Raw genomic sequence first — 17,651 nt, forward strand, 5'->3', positions numbered from 1 at the left:
GCCGGGGTTGTGAAGCCCGGCCGAGTGGTCAAGTTTAAGGCCTCGCACCCAAAGTCAAGCCCCAATCGCCGTCGGGGTTGAGTCACCACCGCTGAGCAGAGCGGTGGAGGGAGGGACGCCTCGGCTTCGCCATTGCCGTTGGTGGGTGGTGGCTCGCCTTCGGCGTTGCCCGTGACGGGTGGGGGAGAGGGTTGCCGGGTTGATCGAGTGGCTGCGCCTCGGTTCGCGGGTCTCACCGCTCCGCGCTTCACCTACCTCGTGCGCCCTGCCGCCCCCACCCTCGCCGCTTCACCTACCCGCTCCGCCCTCGCCGGACCGCGCTCGCAGGATCGCCCCGACCGACCGCGCTCGCCGTTCCATCTCGCCGTATCAACTACCCGTTCCCAGCCTGCCGCTCCCAGCCTGCCGCTCCCGCCCTCCCGCTCCAGCCGCCCCGTCAACTCACCGCTCCCTCCCTGCCGCTCCACTCGCAGCCCGCCGCTGCCCTGGCCCAAAAACCTTCCGCCCCCGTCCGCTCGACCTCACCTCACTCACCTCGCACCCCACCGCTTTGGCGCGCCCACTCCCTCAACATCGCCCGGCACCCCCGCCCGCTGCCGACTCGCCGCCTGCACCTCACCTCCCGACACACCCTCCACTCCGCGCGCCCCACTTCTCCTGCCGCGCCGCCGTTCCTCGCCGTCCCGCCCACCCGCGCCAGCGCACCCGAGGGCGTCCCGCCTCACCCCGCACCCAGCCGCCGTGTCCCTCCTGGCCCGAGACAGCAAACGGCCCCTGGTTCCGGTGGAACCAGGGGCCGTTGGTGCTGCGGTGCCGGTTACGGCTTCGGGAAGATGATGACCCGACGCTGCGGCTCCTCGCCCTCGCTCTCGCTGTGCACGCCCGCCACCGAGGCGACGGCGTCGTGGACGACCTTGCGCTCGAACGGGGTCATCGGGTGCAGGCGGGCGCGCTCGCCGGAGGCGACCACCTTTTCCGCGGTGGAGCGGCCCAGTTCGGCCAGTTCGGCTCGGCGGCCTGCTCGCCACTGGGCGATGTCCAGCATCAGGCGGGAGCGGACTCCCGTTTCCTGCTGGACTGCCAGGCGGGTGAGTTCCTGGAGCGACTCGAGGACGTTGCCTCGGGGGCCCACCAGCTTGGCGAGGTCTTCGCCGCCGTCGATGCTGACGATGGCCCGGCCGCTCTCCACGTCCAGGTCGATGTCGCCGTCGTAGTCGAGCAGGTCGAGCAGGCGCTCGAGGTAGTCGCCCGCGATGTCGCCTTCCTGGACGAGCAGGTCCTCGGTCTTGCTCTGCGACTGGGGCTCGGCCTCGGCCGTGGTCTCGGACTCGGCTGCGGCCTCCGACGACGCCTCCACGTCGTCGGTCGCCTGCAAGGTCTCCGACACGATGTCTCCTCTCCGGGGCAACGCCCGAAATCAGCGGCGCTTCTTGCTGCCCGGCTTCTTGCTGGTGGATCGGCCTGGGGTCAGGCCGGGAATCTCGGTGTTGGCGGTGCCGTTGGTGGCGTCCGCCGACGGGGACGCAGCCTTCGGTGCGCCGCTCGGGCCCGCGGTCGGCATGCGCTTGGCGCCGTTGGCCGGCTTGGCTCCGGGGGCGGGCTTCTTCGGGTTGACCGGCTTCGCGCCCGGCTTCGGGGCGAGGGCCTGGCGGGTCTCGACGGCCGTGGCCTTCTTCTCCTCTTCCTCGGCGTCGATGCGCTTGTAGACGAAGTGCTGCTGGCCGAGGGTCCAGGCGTTGTTGGACAGCCAGTACAGCAGGATCGCGACCGGGAAGAAGAAGCCGCCGGCGAGGACGCCCAGGGGGAAGATCCAGAGCGTCAGCTTGTTCATGATGGCCGTCTGCGGGTTGTCCAGCGCGGCCTGGTTCTGGCGGGCGACCGAGTGGCGGGCCGTGAAGTGGGTCGCGATGGACGCCACGATCATCAGCGGCACCGACACGAGGATGACGTTCAGGCGCTCGGTGCCGAACTGCGCGAGCTGGTCGGACGGCATCGTGATGAACGTCGAGAGGTTCGTGCCGAAGAGCTTGGCGTTGACGAACGAGTCGACGCCCTGCTTGTCGAAGAAGTAGACCTCGCCCCAGCCGGGCTTGAACGAGCGCAGCACGTGGAACAGACCGATGAACACCGGGATCTGCACCAGCATCGGCAGGCAGCCGCCGAGCGGGTTGACGCCGTGCTCGGACTGCAGCTTCTGCATCTCCTGCGCCTGGCGCTGGCGGTCGTTCGGGTACTTCTTCTTGATCTTCTGCATCTCCGGCGCGAACTCCTGCATCCGCCGCATGGAGCGCACCTGGCCGACGAACGGCTTGAAGAGGATGGCGCGGAGGGTGAAGACCAGGAAGATCACGGCCAGCGCCCAGGCGAACCCGCTCGCCTCACCGAAGACCTTGCCGAACACCCAGTGCCAACACCACAAGATGAAGGACACCGGGTAGTAGATGAAGTTGAGCACGGGAGCTACTCCTCGGTGGATACGTCGGGGACCTGCCGCCTCGGCGGAACGGGGTCCAGGCCTCCAGGGTGCCAGGGTCCGCAGCGCAGCAACCGGCGGATGGTCAGCCAGGTTCCTCGCAGCGCACCGTGGACGGTCAACGCCTCCACCGCGTATGCGCTGCAGCTGGGGTAGAAGCGACAGGTCGGTGGCAGCAGCGGCGAGATGAACTTCCGGTAGAAGTGCACCGGCAGCAGCGCGACCTTCGCGGGCAACGTGGTCATCGCAGCACCTTGCGCAGGGCGGAAGAGAAGTCGGCGGCGAGCTCGGAGCTCGACGCCTCGGCTGCTGGTGCCAACGCCCGCACCACGACGAGAGTTCCCGGCGGCAGCTCTTCCAGTGCCGGGCGGACGACGTGGCGCAGGCGGCGGTAGACGCGGTGGCGGACCACCGAGTTGCCAACTGCCTTGCTCACGACGAAGCCCACCTTGGACGAATCCAAGGTGGGCACGTCGGGCTTCAAGACGTGGACGACCAACCGGGGTCGTCCGGCGCGGCGGCCTCGGCGGACCACCAGGCCGAAGTCCTGGCTGCGGGTGAGCCGGGCGGCCGGTGGTAGCACGACGACGCTGCGCTTACCAGCCGCTGTCAGGCGGACAGAGTGGCACGGCCCTTGCTGCGGCGCGCGGCCAGAATGGCGCGGCCGGCGCGGGTCCGCATGCGCAGCCGGAAGCCGTGCGTCTTCGCGCGGCGGCGGTTGTTGGGCTGGAAGGTGCGCTTACCCTTGCTCACGGTCGGTCTCCCGGTGCTTCACTGCTGACAAAGCCTGTGTGGTCGTCCCCGACGGCAGTGGACGTAGGCGCGCAAAAGGCGCCCGTCGCAAGCGGGAGACTCGTACGAGGGTACGCATGCCCGGGTGCGCCGACCAAATCGGGGTGGCCGAGGCCACGTCTTGTGACGCGTGCCGGGCCTTGTTACCGTTCGTCCTTCGCGCGTGCCGGATCTGGCGTGGGAGCCGCCATCTGACCGGCAACACAACGCACCTTTTAGTGCACAGTTGTGGATAACTCTGTGGATACCTCTATTCTCCGTGTCCACATGTGGAGTCTTGGGCTCCGGCGGAGGGGAGGGGAGCGCGGAGGTGTCGAACCAGCAGGTCGATCTTGGTCTCGTGTGGGCCGAGGTGGTGCAGGAGCTCGCCACGAGCCACCTGTCCCCTCAGCAGCGCGCGTGGATGAGGGTCACCCGTCCCATCGGTTTGCTGGACGGAACGGCACTGCTCGCTGCTCCCAGCGACTTCGCTAAAGAGGCGATCGAACGCGCGCTGCGCGACCCGATCACCGACGCGCTGTCCCGCAGGCTCGGCCGCTCGGTCTCCCTCGCGGTGAAGGTCGACTCGCCGGAACCGGTGAGCCCCGTCGTGAGCCCGCCGACCACGCCGATCTCCATGCACGCGATCCAGGCCGCCCAGGCGGCTCAGGTCGTCCAGCCCGTGGCACCGGTCGTCCCCGCGATCCCCGTCGTCGGCAACGGCGACACGCCCGGCCCCGTGATCACGGACGACCCGGCCCTGGACGGCGGTGAGGAAGAGGTCGACGAGGCCGGCGACGCGCTCGCGGCCGTCTCCGAGATCTGGCCGACGTTCAACACGGCCAACACCGCGGGCGGCATGGCGCCGAACGCGAACCTCCCGTACACGAGGCCGGCGAACCCGTCGCCGTCTCAGACGCGGCTGAACGAGAAGTACAACTTCGACACGTTCGTCATCGGCGCCTCGAACCGGTTCGCGCACGCCGCGGCCGTCGCGGTGGCCGAGGCTCCCGCCCGTGCGTACAACCCGCTCTTCATCTGGGGTGAGAGCGGCCTCGGCAAGACGCACCTGCTGCACGCCGTCGGGCACTACGCCCAGCGCCTGTTCCCCGGCATGCGCGTGCGGTACGTGTCGACCGAGGAGTTCACCAACGACTTCATCAACTCGCTGCGCGACGACCGCAAGGTCGCCTTCCAGCGCCGCTACCGGGACATCGACGTCCTCCTCGTGGACGACATCCAGTTCCTGGAGGGCAAGGAAGGCACGCAGGAGGAGTTCTTCCACACGTTCAACACGCTCCACAACACGAACAAGCAGATCGTGGTGTCGAGCGACCGGCCGCCCAAGCGGCTGGAGACGCTGGAGGACCGCCTGCGCACGCGGTTCGAGTGGGGTCTGATCACGGACATCCAGCCGCCCGAGCTGGAGACCCGGATCGCGATCCTGCGCAAGAAGGCGGCCCAGGACCGGCTCGCGGCCCCGGCCGAGGTGCTCGAGTTCATCGCCGCCCGCATAGAGCGGAACATCCGCGAGCTCGAAGGCGCGCTCATCCGCGTCACGGCGTTCGCGTCGCTCAACCGCCAGCCGGTCGACGTCCAGCTCGCCGAGATCGTGCTGCGCGACCTGATCCCGGACTCGCACGCGCCGGAGATCACCGCCCCGATGATCATGGCGGTCACCGCCGAGTTCTTCGGGGTGTCGATCGACGACCTGTGCGGTCCCGGCAAGACGAAGGCGCTCGCGCAGGCGCGGCAGATCTCCATGTACCTGTGCCGCGAGCTGACGGACCTGTCGCTGCCGAAGATCGGCCAGACGTTCGGCGGCCGCGACCACACGACGGTCATGCACGCGGACAAGAAGATCCGCAAGGAGATGGCCGAGCGCCGGCGCATCTACGACCAGGTGCAGGAGCTGACGTCGCGCATCAAGCAGCGCGCCCGCCACACTCCCTGATCCACCCGGGTAGCCACGAAGGGGTCCTCCACCGCGGAGGGCCCCTTCTTCGTTCGCGCCCGGAGACGGCGAACGGATGCGGGCGGACGCTCCGGACGGGACCGGGCGGCTCGCCGGCGAACACCCGGGGGCGGTCGGCGGGCCGGGACCGAGCACCCGGGGACGCGGCGACCGCCCGACGGCGAGCACCCGGGGACGCGGCCGCGGTTCGGACGCGAGCACCCGGGGAGCGGTTCGGCGATGACATGGGGATACATCAGTGCGTGCGGCGCCAACCACCACCACGCGCGACGCACGGACCCGGGTAAACGAGGCGCGATCGCCCGCCCGGCGAAGCTTTCTGTTCGCCCCAGGCACTCGAAGGGGTGGGGACAACTGGAAAAGTCTGTGGCCCCGGCCACGATCTGGCCACAGAAGCCTGTTGAACACCCGGGTACAACTGGCCCGCACCCGGGGACGCACCCGGGGACAACTGTGGACGATCTGTGGACCGAGACCTGTGCACAACTGGCTGTCCCCGGGTGCGCCGATCTGTCCCCGGGTGCCATCCCCCCTTTGTCCCCATGGTGGGTGACACGCTGACCTGCGGGTTCAACGTCTGTCCCCACAATCCACAGCCCTTACTGTTACTGCTGTTGGTTCTCTTCTAGGAAGAACTCAAAAGCAAAACAGCGGGGGATGGTTCCCGGGGATCGGTGCCCGAACCCCGAAGTGACGGGAAGGGCCAGGACGCTCTAACGTGGTTGCTCCGCACCTCGGGTAGCCGAGGGTCGAGGCTCCCCTGACCCCCACTGGCACGTTGTCGTGGATGGGCTTGTCGACTGTCGAGGAAAGGACGCCTCATGAAGATCCGCGTCGAACGCGACGGCCTGGCCGACGCTGTCGCCTGGGTCGCTCGCAGCCTTCCGTCCCGTCCGCCGGTTCCCGTGCTGGGCGGCGTGCTGCTCGACGCGGAGTCGGACGACTCGCTGACGGTCTCCGGGTTCGACTACGAGGTCTCCGCCCAGGTCGGTGTCCCCGCGACGATCGCCGACGGCGGCCGCGCGCTGGTCTCCGGGCGTCTTCTCGCCGACATCACCAAGGCGCTCCCGAACCACCCCGTCGAGATCGCGGTCGACGGCGCTCGCATGATGATCAGCTGTGGCAGCGCCAGGTTCAGCCTCCCGACGATGCCGGTCGAGGACTACCCGGCCCTGCCGTCGATGCCCCAGTTGATCGGCGAGCTGCCCGGTGAGGTCTTCGGCGAGGCGGTCAGCCAGGTCGCCGTCGCGGCCGGCAAGGACGACACGCTCCCGATGCTGACCGGCGTCCGCGTCGAGATCGGCGAGGGCAAGCTGACCCTCGTCGCGACCGACCGGTTCCGCCTGGCGATGCGCGAGTTCCCGTGGGAGCCCGACGCGTCCCTCGGCGAGGTCGCCGTCCTGGTCCCCGCCCGCACCCTGGGCGACGCGGCCAAGACGCTCGGCTCCGGCGGCAGCAAGGTCGAGATGTCGCTCGCCGCGAACGACGGACTGCTCGGCCTGTCGGGCTCCGGCAAGCGGACCACCACCCGCCTGCTCGACGCCGACTTCCCGAAGTACCGCCAGCTGCTGCCCTCCGAGCACTCGGCCGCGGCGATCATCGACATCGACGCGCTGCAGCAGGCGATCAAGCGCGTGTCGCTCGTCGCCGAGCGCGGTACGCAGGTGCGCCTCGAGTTCGTCGACGGCGGTCTGCGCCTGTCGGCCGGTGGCGACGACGAGGGTTCGGCCGAGGAAGAGCTCCCGGTCGAGTACACCGGCGACCCGGTGACCATCGCGTTCAACCCGGGCTACCTGCTCGACGGCCTCGGTGCCGTCCGCACGCAGAAGGTCCACTTGTCCTTCACCACACCCAGCCGACCGGCGCTGCTCAAGCCGGTGGACGAGGATGGGAACGTGGCGCCGGGCTACCTGTACCTGCTGATGCCCGTTCGCCTTCCCGGCTGAGAAAACCCTTACCGGGGAACAGAAACGTAGTAGGGGAGAACACCGTGCAGCTCGGACTCGTCGGCCTCGGCAAGATGGGTTTCAACATGCGCGAGCGGGTGCGCAGGGCCGGTCACGAGGTGATCGGTTACGACCGCAACCCGGAGGTCACCGACTCGGAGTCGTTGGCGGACATGGTGTCCAAACTCGAGGCTCCGCGCGTGGTGTGGGTGATGGTGCCCGCGGGCGACATCACCAGGAACACGGTGAAGGAGCTGTCCGAGCTGCTGTCGCCCGGTGACCTCGTCATCGACGGCGGCAACTCCAAGTTCACCGACGACCGCGTCCACGCGGACCTGTTGGCGGAGAAGGAAATCGGCTACGTCGACGCCGGTGTGTCCGGTGGCGTGTGGGGCCTCGAGAACGGCTACGCGCTGATGGTCGGCGGCGACGCGCAGCACGTCGAGCAGGCGATGCCGATCTTCGACGCGCTGCGTCCGGAGGGTCCGCGCGAAGAAGGTTTCGCGCACGCCGGCAAGGTCGGCGCCGGCCACTACTCGAAGATGGTCCACAACGGCATCGAGTACGGCCTGATGCAGGCGTACGCCGAGGGCTTCGAGCTGCTCGACAAGACCGACGTCGTGGACAACGTGCCCGCGGTCATCTCGGCCTGGCAGCGCGGGACCGTCGTGCGGTCGTGGCTGCTCGACCTGCTGGTGCGCGCGCTGGAGTCCGACCCGGAGCTCGACGACCTGCGCGGGTACGTCGAGGACTCGGGCGAGGGCCGGTGGACCGTCGAGGAGGGCATCAACAACGCGGTGCCGCTCCCGGTGATCTCCGCCGCGCTCTTCGCGCGGTTCCAGTCCCGGCAGGAGGACTCGCCGGCGATGCGTGCCGTCGCGGCGCTGCGCAACCAGTTCGGCGGTCACTCGGTGCACCTCGCCGGTCCGTCGTCCGGCGGCGGCAGCACCCAGGGCTAACGAGTGCACGTCAGACATCTCCAGGTCAGCGACTTCCGGTCGTGGAAGCTCGCCGACCTGGAGCTCGAGCCCGGCGCGTCGGTGCTCGTCGGCCGCAACGGCCAGGGCAAGACGAACCTGGTCGAGGCGATCGGGTACGTGGCGACGCTGGCGTCGCACCGGGTTTCCAGCGACGCGCCGCTGATCAGGCATGGCGCCCAGCGCGCCGTGGTGCGGGCGGCCGTGGTCAACGACGACCGCGAGCTGCTCGTGGAACTGGAGATCACCGCGGGCAAGTCGAACCGGGCCCGCATCAACCGGGGCCCGGTGCCGCGCACGCGCGACGTGCTCGGGATCCTGCGCACGGTGTTGTTCGCACCGGAGGACCTCTCCCTGGTGAGGGGCGATCCGAGCGACCGGCGGAGGTTCCTCGACGAGATGCTCGTGCTGCGCGCACCGCGTTATGCCGGTGTGCGCAGCGATTACGACCGCGTGTTGAGGCAGCGCAGCGCGTTGTTGAAGACGGTGAAGCACTCGCGGTCGGCGGACCTCTCGACGCTCGACGTCTGGGACGGGCACCTCGCCCAGCACGGCGCGGAGCTGCTGGCCGCGCGGGTGAAGCTGGTCCGCGACATGGCGGACCACGTGACCTCGGCTTACGCGGAGGTCGCACCGGAGTCCCGTCCGGCGCTCATCTCGTACCGGTCGAGCGTCGGCGACCTGCCCGAGGACAGGGAGAGCATCGAGGACCTGCTGCTGGCGGAGCTCGACCGGGTGCGGAAGCAGGAGATCGAACGTGGTGTGTGCCTCGTCGGTCCGCACCGGGACGACCTGGATCTGACGCTCGGTGAACTCCCCGCGAAGGGTTACGCCAGTCACGGAGAGTCATGGTCCTTCGCGCTCGCCCTGCGGCTCGGGGGCTACGAGCTGATGCGTGTCGACGGCATCGAACCGGTGCTCGTGCTGGACGATGTCTTCGCGGAGCTCGACCGCGGCCGGCGGCAGCAGCTGGCCAAGGTGGCGGCCGCCGCCGAGCAGGTGCTGATCACCGCGGCGGTGGCGGAGGACGTTCCGGACGAGCTGAGCGGTGCCCGGTTCGAGGTTCACGGCGGGGAGGTGCGACGTGTCTGACTCGGAGACTGACTCAGGGGGTTCGAAGCCCCCACATGTAGCTCGATCGGGTGTGTCCGCCCACACATCTGGGGACAAGTCTGTGGATGGTGTGGATAACTCCGTCACAAAACCGGACTTGTCCACAGGTTCATTCACACCTGAGGGTGAGCCACTGAAGGGTTCGGACCTCGCGCGGGCCGCTCTGGAGGCCGCGAAGGCCAGCGCGAAGGCCCGCGGACGGGTGCCCGGCAGCAAGTCGAAGGGCCGTCCGGTCAACCGCAGCCGGCGTCGCTGGTCCGGTCCGGGACCCGACGACCGCGACCCCCAGCCGCTCGGGCGGATCGCGTCCAGGATCGCGGCGGACCGCGGCTGGGTCGAGCAGCTCCAGGGTGGCCAGGTCTTCGGTCGTTGGGCAAAATTGGTGGGAGAGGACGTCGCCGAGCACGCGAAACCGATCGCGCTCAGTGACGGGGAACTGACGGTCCAGGCTTCGTCGACGGCGTGGGCCACCCAGCTGCGCCTCCTGCAGCGCGAGCTGATCAAGCGCATCGCCGCGGGCGTCGGCCACGGCATCGTCAAACGGCTCAAGATCAAGGGTCCGGACGCTCCGAACTGGCGACACGGCCCCAGGCACGTTCCTGGGCGCGGTCCGCGTGACACCTACGGGTGAGGTCGCGTCAAGCGCTCAGCGGCCGTTCTGTGGCTCAATGAGCGTTCACCTGCGGATTTGAACCCCCGTTTCAGCCGTCCTGACCCGTCTTGCGCCGCGCGAGGCGCTCTGTGACCGATTCAAAGGTGTCCTTGCCCCCGTTCTGTCGGGGTGCACCGGTAGAATCACGGGGAGCGTCACCAACAACGTGCGGGCCGTGCCCGCATCAGCGAGGAGACTCCAGCCCGTGTCAGCACAGAAGAATGAGTACGGCGCGTCCTCGATCACCGTCCTCGAGGGTCTCGAGGCAGTGCGCAAGAGGCCGGGCATGTACATCGGCTCGACCGGCGAGCGCGGTCTGCACCACCTGGTCCAGGAGGTCGTGGACAACTCGGTCGACGAGGCGATGGCGGGCTACGCGACGACGGTCGACGTCACCCTGCTGGCCAACGGCGGCGTCCGGGTGATCGACGACGGTCGTGGCATCCCGACCGACATCCACCCGGCGGAGGGCATCCCGACCGTCGAGGTCGTCATGACCAAGCTGCACGCGGGCGGCAAGTTCGACAGCGACTCCTACGCGGTGTCCGGCGGTCTGCACGGCGTCGGCATCTCCGTGGTGAACGCGCTGTCCACGGCCGTCGACCTGGAGATCAAGCACAAGGGTTTCACCTGGACCCAGCGCTACGAGAACGCCAAGCCGACGCCGCTCGAGAAGGGCGCGCCGACGACCGAGACCGGCACCTCGGTCACGTTCTGGGCCGACCCGGAGATCTTCGAGACGACCGAGTACAACGTCGAGACGATCGCACGCCGCCTGCAGGAGATGGCGTTCCTCAACAAGGGGATCACCATCGTCCTGCGCGACGAGCGGGTCTCGGCGGAGGACGAGGAGGCCGACGCCGAGGGCCACAAGGCCGCGGTGAAGGAGCGCACCTTCCACTACCCGGGTGGTCTGGAGGACTTCGTCCGCCACATCAACCACACGCGCGAGGCCGTGCACCAGAAGGTGATCGGCTTCGAGGCGCAGGGGGAGGACCTCCAGGTCGAGGTCGCGATGCAGTGGAACACGGGCTACACGGCCTCGGTCTACACCTTCGCGAACACGATCAACACGCACGAGGGCGGCACGCACGAAGAGGGCTTCCGCGCCGCGTTGACGCGTGTCGTCAACGAGTACGCGCGCGAGAAGAAGCTGCTCAAGGAGAAGGACGCCAACCTCACCGGTGACGACATCCGCGAGGGTCTCGCGGCGATCATCTCGGTGAAGTTGAAGGAGCCCCAGTTCGAGGGCCAGACGAAGACCAAGCTGGGCAACAGCGAGGCGAAGTCGTTCGTGCAGAAGTCGACGAACGAGCACTTGGCCGACTGGTTCGAGCGCCACCCCAACGAGGCCAAGACGATCGTCACCAAGTCGGTGTCGTCGGCGCAGGCCCGCATCGCCGCCCGCAAGGCCCGCGAACTGGTGCGTCGCAAGGGCGCGCTGGACATCGGCGGCCTGCCCGGCAAGCTGAAGGACTGCCGCTCGACGGAGCCGGAGCGCTGCGAGCTCTACATCGTCGAGGGTGACTCCGCAGGCGGCTCAGCCAAGGAGGGCCGGGACTCCATGTACCAGGCCATCCTGCCGATCCGCGGCAAGATCATCAACGTCGAGAAGGCGCGCATCGACCGCGTCCTCAAGAACACCGAGGTCCAGTCGCTGATCACGGCGCTCGGCACCGGCATCCACGACGAGTTCGACCTCACCAAGCTGCGCTACCACAAGATCGTGCTGATGGCCGACGCCGACGTCGACGGCCAGCACATCCGCACGCTGCTGCTCACGCTGCTGTTCCGCTTCATGCAGCCGCTCATCGAGCACAACCACGTCTACCTCGCGCAGCCGCCGCTGTACAAGATCAAGTGGCAGCGCGCGGATCCGGAGTACGTCTACTCCGACCGCGAGCGCGACGCCGTGATCAAGGCCGGCATCGAGAGCGGCAAGAGGCTCGGCAAGGACGACAACATCCAGCGGTACAAGGGTCTCGGTGAGATGAACGCCGAGGAGCTGTGGGAGACCACGATGGACCCGTCCAACCGGATCCTGCGGCAGGTCACCATGGACGACGCGGCCACCGCCGACGAGCTGTTCAGCGTGCTCATGGGCGAGGACGTCGAGGCGCGCCGTTCGTTCATCACCCGCAACGCCAAGAGCATCAAGTTCCTGGACATCTGATTCCGGCTTGGTTTCTGGGCACCCTGGCGTTTCTGGCGAGTAAGGAAAGAGAACAGTGACCGAGACGACTCTGCCGCCGGACCACGACCGCATCGAGCCGGTCGAGATCCAGCAGGAGATGCAGAACTCGTACATCAACTACGCGATGTCCGTCATCGTGGGTCGTGCGCTGCCGGACGTGCGCGACGGGTTGAAGCCCGTCCACGTCCGCGTTCTGTACTCGATGTTCGACTCCGGCTTCCGCCCCGACCGCGGCTTCAACAAGTGCGCGCGCGTCGTCGGCGACGTGATGGGCAACTACCACCCGCACGGTGACTCGGCGATCTACGACGCGTTGGTGCGTCTCGCCCAGCCGTGGGCGCTGCGCTACCCGTTGATCCAGGGCCAGGGCAACTTCGGCTCGCCGGGCAACGACCCCGCCGCCGCCATGCGGTACACGGAGTGCCGGCTCTCCCCGTTGGCCATGCACATGCTGGCCGACATCGAGGAAGAGACCGTCGACTTCCGCGACAACTACGACGGCCGCATCCAGGAGCCGGTCGTCCTCCCGTCGCGCATCCCGAACCTGCTGATCAACGGCAGCTCGGGCATCGCGGTCGGCATGGCGACCAACATCCCGCCGCACAACCTCCGCGAGGTGGCGGACGCGGTCGTGTGGGCGCTCGACAACCACGAGGCCTCCGACGAGGAGACCCTCGAGGCGATGATCGTCAGGATCAAGGGCCCGGACTTCCCGACGTACGGCCAGATCCTCGGCACCTCCGGCATCGAGGACGCGTACCGCACCGGCCGCGGCTCGGTCCGCATGCGCGCGGTCGTCGAGATGGACGAGGACGCCAAGGGCCGCACGATCCTGGTCGTCACCGAGCTGCCGTACCAGGTCAACCCGGACAACCTCGTCGAGAACATCGCTGCCCTCGTGCGCGACGCGAAGCTCACCGGCATCGCGAACATCGCGGACGAGTCGAACCGCCGCATCGGCATGCGCATCGTGATCACGCTCAAGCGCGACGCGGTGGCGAAGGTCGTGCTGAACAACCTCTACAAGCACACCCAGCTGCAGTACTCGTTCGGCGTCAACATGCTGGCGCTGGTCGACGGCGTGCCGCGCACGCTGCGGATCGACCAGATGATCCGCCACTACGTGAAGCACCAGATCGAGGTCATCCAGCGGCGGACCAGGTTCCGCCTGCGCAAGGCCGAAGAGCGCGCCCACATCCTGCGCGGTCTGGTGAAGGCGCTCGACCAGCTCGACGCCGTCATCGCGTTGATCCGCCGGTCCGAGACGCCGGACATCGCGCGCACGGGCCTCATGGAGCTCCTCGAGGTCGACGAGGTCCAGGCCAACGCGATCCTGGAGATGCAGCTCCGCCGGCTCGCCGCCCTGGAGCGCCAGAAGATCATCGACCAGTTGGCCGAGATCGAGCTCGAGATCGCCGACCTCAAGGACATCCTCGAGAAGCCCGAGCGGCAGCGGAAGATCGTCCGCGACGAGCTCACGGCGATCGTGGAGAAGTTCGGCGACGACCGCCGCACGAAGATCATCCCGTTCGACGGCGACGTGTCCATGGAGGACCTGATCGCGGTCGAGGACGTGGTCGTCACGATCACGCGCACCGGCTACGCGAAGCGCACCAAGACCGACCTGTACCGGGCGCAGAAGCGCGGCGGCAAGGGCGTTCAGGGCGCGCAGCTCAAGCAGGACGACATCGTCGCGCACTTCTTCGTGTGCTCGACGCACGACTGGATCCTGTTCTTCACGAACAAGGGCCGTGTGTACCGCACGAAGGCGTACGAACTGCCTGAGGCGAACCGCAACGCCCGCGGCCAGCACGTCGCGAACCTCCTCGCCTTCCAGCCGGACGAGGAGATCGCCCAGGTCATCCAGATCAAGAACTACGACGTGTCGCCGTACCTGGTGCTCGCCACCCGGAAGGGTTTGGTCAAGAAGTCCAAGTTGTCGGACTTCGATTCCAACCGATCGGGTGGACTTATCGGCATCAACCTCCGCGAGGACGACGAGCTCGTCGGCGCGGTCCTGTGCTCGGCGGACGACGACCTGCTCATGGTGTCGGCGGACGGCCAGTCGATCCGCTTCCACGCCACCGACGACGTGCTGCGCCCCATGGGCCGGGCCACGTCAGGCGTGCAGGGCATGCGGTTCAACGCCGATGACGAGCTGCTTTCCGTCGGCGTCGTCCAGGAGGGTCTGTTCGTTTTGGTCGCGACGGACGGTGGGTACTCGAAGCGAACGCCCATCGAGGACTACCCGGTCCAGGGGCGTGGAGGCAAGGGTGTGCTGACCATTCAGCACGACCGCCGACGTGGCAGGCTGGTCGGAGCGCTCATCGTCGACGTGGACGACGAGCTCTACGCCATCACCTCGACCGGCGGGGTCATCAGGACCAAGGCCGAGCAGGTGCGCAAGGCTGGACGGCAGACGAAGGGCGTGCGGCTGATGAACCTCGGCGAGAGCACCACTTTGATCGCCGTCGCACGCAACGCGGACGAGCCCAGCGACGTCACTAACGGTGAGACGTCTGTCGCGGAGGACTCTGCCGCCGACCAGGCAGCCACCCCCACCGACTCGGCCGAGTAGCCGGAATCGCTAGCGAGAGGTCAAGGACAAGCTCGTGACTCCACCCGAGAACCGCGAAGGTCGGGACGCGGACAAGACCGCCGTGATCACCAAACCGACTCCCCAGAAGTCCGCGAGCAAGCCCGCGGAGAAGGCGGATTCGGCAGCGGCCTCCGGTTCCTCGGGTGGAACCGCGCAGGACAAGACCAAGCCCGTGTCGGCGGAGAAGGCGGCGGAGGCCGCCGCGCCGGTGCAGGAGAAGCCGGCCGAGAAGGCCGCGGCCACCCCGGTCGAGGAGAAGACGGTGTCGATCGACACCCCGCCGACTCCTGCTCCGAGTGCCGCCGCCACTCCCGCCCCCACCGCGGACGAACCGGTCGTCGTCTCGGCGCCGCCGCCCTGGCAGCGCGTGACGAACGACACGGAGGCCGGCCAGCACGACGCGACGGAGACGTACACGGCTCCGGCCGCGCCGCCCGTTCCGTCCGAGCCGGCCCCCGCCTTCCCGCAGACCGACCCGGACACCGTCAAGGTGCAGAAGCCGGTGGTCACGGGCTCGGCGGTGCCCGCGGGTCTCGGCAGCAGCCGCACGTCGGTGAACCTCGGCAACGGCGGTGCCCGTCCCGCCGCGTCCACGCCGTCGGCCCGCCGCCCCGGTCGCGGCCCGCGCCGCGCCTCGCTGCAGGTGAAGCGCGTCGACCCGTGGTCGGTGCTCAAGCTCGCCCTGGTGCTCGGCGTCGCGCTGTTCTTCGTCTGGCTCGTGGCGGTCGGCGTGCTCTACGGCGTGCTGCACGGCATGGGGGTCTGGGACAAGATCAACAGCACCGCGAACGACCTGCTCCAGGCCAACGAGCCCGGCGAACCGCTGATCAGCGCCGGCCGCGTGTTCGGCGTCTCGGCGATCATCGGTGCCGTCAACATCGTGCTGTTCACGGCCCTCGCGACCGTGGGCGCGTTCGTCTACAACGTGTCCGCGGATCTGGCCGGTGGCTTGGAGTTGACGCTCTCCGAGCGAGAGTGACCCCCGATTTGGGAGCGGCGAGGACGATCCTGTAAGGTTCTCCTCGTCGCCCCGAGCGGGTGACAGTTGATCGAGGGCCTATAGCTCAGGCGGTTAGAGCGCTTCACTGATAATGAAGAGGTCGGAGGTTCAAGTCCTCCTAGGCCCACTCGATTCGAAACTCTCTCGAATCACTATCTCGATTCTGTCCGGATGCGAGTTCCGGAGCCCCGGCTGAAGACCCACAAAGCCTGTAGGCTGGTCCGGTAGGTCGGGGCACAACTGTCTTTGGAGGGGTTCAGAGTGGCTAAGAAGATCATCGCACTCGTCGTGGTGGCCGGTGCGGTCCTGTTCTTCGTGAAGCGCAGCCGTTCGGCCAAGGCCGACGCGGACCTGTGGCGCGAGGCCACCGCTCCCACCGACTGATCTTCGCTCTGACGGGTGGTCCACCACCCTCAGGCTCGGGGACGTAGCTCAATTGGCAGAGCACCGCCTTTGCAAGGCGGGGGTTAGGGGTTCGATTCCCCTCGTCTCCACGGTGCACACATCTCGGGCCGGGTGGCTCCGCATTTAGCGGAACCACCCGGCCCGAGTCAGTTCCAGGTCATCAGTCCGCGAAGCGGAGCGTGTCGGCGCAGGCGGGCCCGGCGACGCGAGGAAGCGGCCGGAGCAGGGCGCAGCGCTGACTGAGGGTGTGCAATGGCTCGGCTGAACAAGTCCGTTCTCGTCGACGCGCTGTCAGGAAAACAGGAGCGCGTTCTCGCGGTATCGCTCACGATCCTGCACCTGGGAACAGGCCTGTCGTATTCGTTGCTCGCGCTTTACCTGGTGCGTCACGTTCATCTCGACCCCGCGCTATACGGCGTGGGGATGAGCGTGGCCGCATTCCTGGGCCTGGTCTCCGGACCCGTGGTCGGCCACCTCGCGGACCGGGTGAACGGCTACCGCCTGTACGCCTGCCTCGTGTGGACGATGAGTGCGGCGACGGCCGCCGTGATCGTCTCCGGGCCCTGGCTCGCGCTGGCGTTGCTGAGCGTGCTGACGATCTGCGGCCGCGGGGGAGCGGCCGTGCTCGGTGCGATCGTCGGCCGGACGGTGCCTGCGGAGCGTCGTGTCCGCTACCGCGCGGTCGTGAAGTCGCTGACGAACGCGGCGATGGTGGCCGGTCTCGGACTCGGCGCCCTCGTGCTGCTGGTGGACTCGAAAGTGGCGTTCCAGATCGGGTTCGCGGCCGAGGCGGTCACCCTGGTCGTCGTCGGTCTGCTGGTGTGGCTCTCCGCGCCGCGTCGGACGCGGGTCCTGGTCGAGCCCGCGGCCGGGAAGACGAAGGCAGGGCCGTCCCGGTTCGGCGTGCTCAGGGACCGGCGGTTCGCCGTGCTGGTCGTGCTGAACTGCGTGCTCACGGTCTCGGAGTCGTTGCTGACGATCGCGCTGCCGTTGTGGGTGTCCACGCGGATGCAGGTGCCGCTGTGGGTCGTGTCGGTCGCGATGGTCATCTACACCGGTGGTGTGGTGCTGCTGCAGGTACCGGCGTCCCGCAAGGTGTCCGACCTGGCGTCGTCGTCCCGAGCCGGCCGGCGGGGAGGCGTGCTGCTCGCGCTCGCCGCCGTCATGTTCCCCCTCGCCGCACTCGCCCACGACGGACCGCTCGCGGTGGCCGCGGTGGTCGTCCTCGCGCTCGCGCTGGTGGGTGGGGAAGTCCTCTACTCGGCCGGGTCGTGGGGGCTCGTGTACGGCATCGCCCCCGAGGAGAAGCTCGGCCAGTACCAGGGCGTGTACAACGTCGGCTGGGACGTCGCCATGCTCGTGGGGCCGGTGCTGTTCGCCCTGCTCGCGTCGGGCCGGAGCGTGCTGGGCTGGGTCGTGCTGGCCGCCGTCTTCCTGGTGGCCGCGCTGCTCCTGGTGCCCGTCAGCACGATGAGGAGTGCGCCGGGGCGCACCGCCGTCATGACCTGACCGACTGAAGCCCTGTTCGCGCCGTTGGGAACGGGGC

The 17,651-nt window shown here is 68.4% G+C and carries 14 protein-coding genes, 2 tRNA genes and 1 pseudogene; 12 read left to right on the forward strand and 5 right to left on the reverse strand.

The annotated features are described in order from the left end of the window. Positions 1-817: 817 nt before the first annotated feature. From BMY74_RS43555 to rpmH, 5 genes are read right to left on the reverse strand one after another with little or no spacing between them, the layout of a single operon-like run. A complete protein-coding gene (locus BMY74_RS43555; protein ID WP_089928276.1) occupies positions 818-1,387 on the reverse strand; it encodes a Jag family protein in 570 nt (189 codons plus the stop codon). Positions 1,388-1,417: 30 nt separating this feature from the next. After that, a complete protein-coding gene (gene yidC / locus BMY74_RS43560; RefSeq protein ID WP_089928279.1) occupies positions 1,418-2,455 on the reverse strand; it encodes a membrane protein insertase YidC in 1,038 nt (345 codons plus the stop codon). Positions 2,456-2,460: 5 nt separating this feature from the next. Then, on the reverse strand, positions 2,461-2,718 hold the full coding sequence (gene yidD / locus BMY74_RS43565; RefSeq protein WP_030480223.1) for a membrane protein insertion efficiency factor YidD: 258 nt from the start codon (positions 2,716-2,718) through the stop codon (positions 2,461-2,463). Continuing rightward, complete coding sequence (gene rnpA / locus BMY74_RS43570; protein ID WP_089928282.1) at positions 2,715-3,056, reverse strand: ribonuclease P protein component; 342 nt, start codon at positions 3,054-3,056, stop codon at positions 2,715-2,717. Before rnpA ends, yidD begins: the two co-directional genes overlap by 4 nt. A gap of 26 nt (positions 3,057-3,082) precedes the next feature. Then, the gene (gene rpmH, locus BMY74_RS43575; RefSeq protein ID WP_030465619.1) at positions 3,083-3,226 is read right to left on the reverse strand and encodes a 50S ribosomal protein L34; all 144 of its coding nucleotides are present in this window, start codon (positions 3,224-3,226) and stop codon (positions 3,083-3,085) included. 349 nt (positions 3,227-3,575) lie between these two features. Between rpmH and dnaA the strand changes: the two genes are divergently transcribed. The 12 genes and pseudogenes from dnaA to BMY74_RS43630 all read left to right on the forward strand — a co-directional run bounded on the left by dnaA (position 3,576) and on the right by BMY74_RS43630 (position 17,614). Next, entirely contained in the window at positions 3,576-5,198 is a 1,623-nt protein-coding gene (dnaA, locus tag BMY74_RS43580) for a chromosomal replication initiator protein DnaA (RefSeq protein WP_089928285.1), read from the forward strand. 842 nt (positions 5,199-6,040) lie between these two features. After that, complete coding sequence (gene dnaN / locus BMY74_RS43585) at positions 6,041-7,165, forward strand: DNA polymerase III subunit beta (protein WP_089928288.1); 1,125 nt, start codon at positions 6,041-6,043, stop codon at positions 7,163-7,165. A 44-nt stretch (positions 7,166-7,209) separates the two neighbouring features. Continuing rightward, entirely contained in the window at positions 7,210-8,124 is a 915-nt protein-coding gene (gene gnd / locus BMY74_RS43590) for a phosphogluconate dehydrogenase (NAD(+)-dependent, decarboxylating) (protein WP_089928291.1), read from the forward strand. Between the two features lie 3 nt (positions 8,125-8,127). Continuing rightward, positions 8,128-9,234 (forward strand): DNA replication/repair protein RecF, encoded by a 1,107-nt coding sequence (recF, locus tag BMY74_RS43595; RefSeq protein ID WP_089928294.1) that lies wholly within the window; start codon positions 8,128-8,130, stop codon positions 9,232-9,234. A gap of 118 nt (positions 9,235-9,352) precedes the next feature. After that, positions 9,353-9,886: a DciA family protein gene (locus BMY74_RS43600; RefSeq protein ID WP_089928297.1), complete on the forward strand. Its 534-nt coding sequence runs from the start codon at positions 9,353-9,355 to the stop codon at positions 9,884-9,886. 226 nt (positions 9,887-10,112) lie between these two features. Next, a complete protein-coding gene (gyrB, locus tag BMY74_RS43605) occupies positions 10,113-12,080 on the forward strand; it encodes a DNA topoisomerase (ATP-hydrolyzing) subunit B (protein ID WP_089928300.1) in 1,968 nt (655 codons plus the stop codon). Between the two features lie 55 nt (positions 12,081-12,135). Then, positions 12,136-14,679 (forward strand): DNA gyrase subunit A, encoded by a 2,544-nt coding sequence (gene gyrA, locus BMY74_RS43610; protein ID WP_089928303.1) that lies wholly within the window; start codon positions 12,136-12,138, stop codon positions 14,677-14,679. Between the two features lie 388 nt (positions 14,680-15,067). Further along, positions 15,068-15,679 carry a DUF3566 domain-containing protein gene (locus tag BMY74_RS46570; RefSeq protein WP_245786736.1) on the forward strand — a complete coding sequence of 204 codons (612 nt, stop codon included), beginning with the start codon at positions 15,068-15,070 and terminating at the stop codon, positions 15,677-15,679. Positions 15,680-15,753: 74 nt separating this feature from the next. Next, positions 15,754-15,827, forward strand: a tRNA-Ile gene (locus BMY74_RS43620). A gap of 134 nt (positions 15,828-15,961) precedes the next feature. Next, positions 15,962-16,081: pseudogene (locus tag BMY74_RS45945) on the forward strand (DLW-39 family protein); the annotation flags it as partial. 40 nt (positions 16,082-16,121) lie between these two features. Further along, positions 16,122-16,194 (forward strand) — tRNA-Ala (locus BMY74_RS43625). Positions 16,195-16,357: 163 nt separating this feature from the next. After that, positions 16,358-17,614 carry an MFS transporter gene (locus BMY74_RS43630; protein ID WP_089928307.1) on the forward strand — a complete coding sequence of 419 codons (1,257 nt, stop codon included), beginning with the start codon at positions 16,358-16,360 and terminating at the stop codon, positions 17,612-17,614. Positions 17,615-17,651: the final 37 nt, after the last annotated feature.

The sequence above is a fragment of the Lentzea albida genome, from assembly GCF_900111005.1.
Classification (GTDB): domain Bacteria; phylum Actinomycetota; class Actinomycetes; order Mycobacteriales; family Pseudonocardiaceae; genus Lentzea; species Lentzea albida.

Excerpts from the sequence above, each read along its gene's own strand:
- yidD (WP_030480223.1), bottom strand. The coding sequence starts at position 2,718 with ATGACCACGTTGCCCGCGAAGGTCGCGCTGCTGCCGGTGCACTTCTAC.
- dnaN (WP_089928288.1), top strand. The coding sequence starts at position 6,041 with ATGAAGATCCGCGTCGAACGCGACGGCCTGGCCGACGCTGTCGCCTGG.
- BMY74_RS43630 (WP_089928307.1), top strand. The coding sequence starts at position 16,358 with ATGGCTCGGCTGAACAAGTCCGTTCTCGTCGACGCGCTGTCAGGAAAA.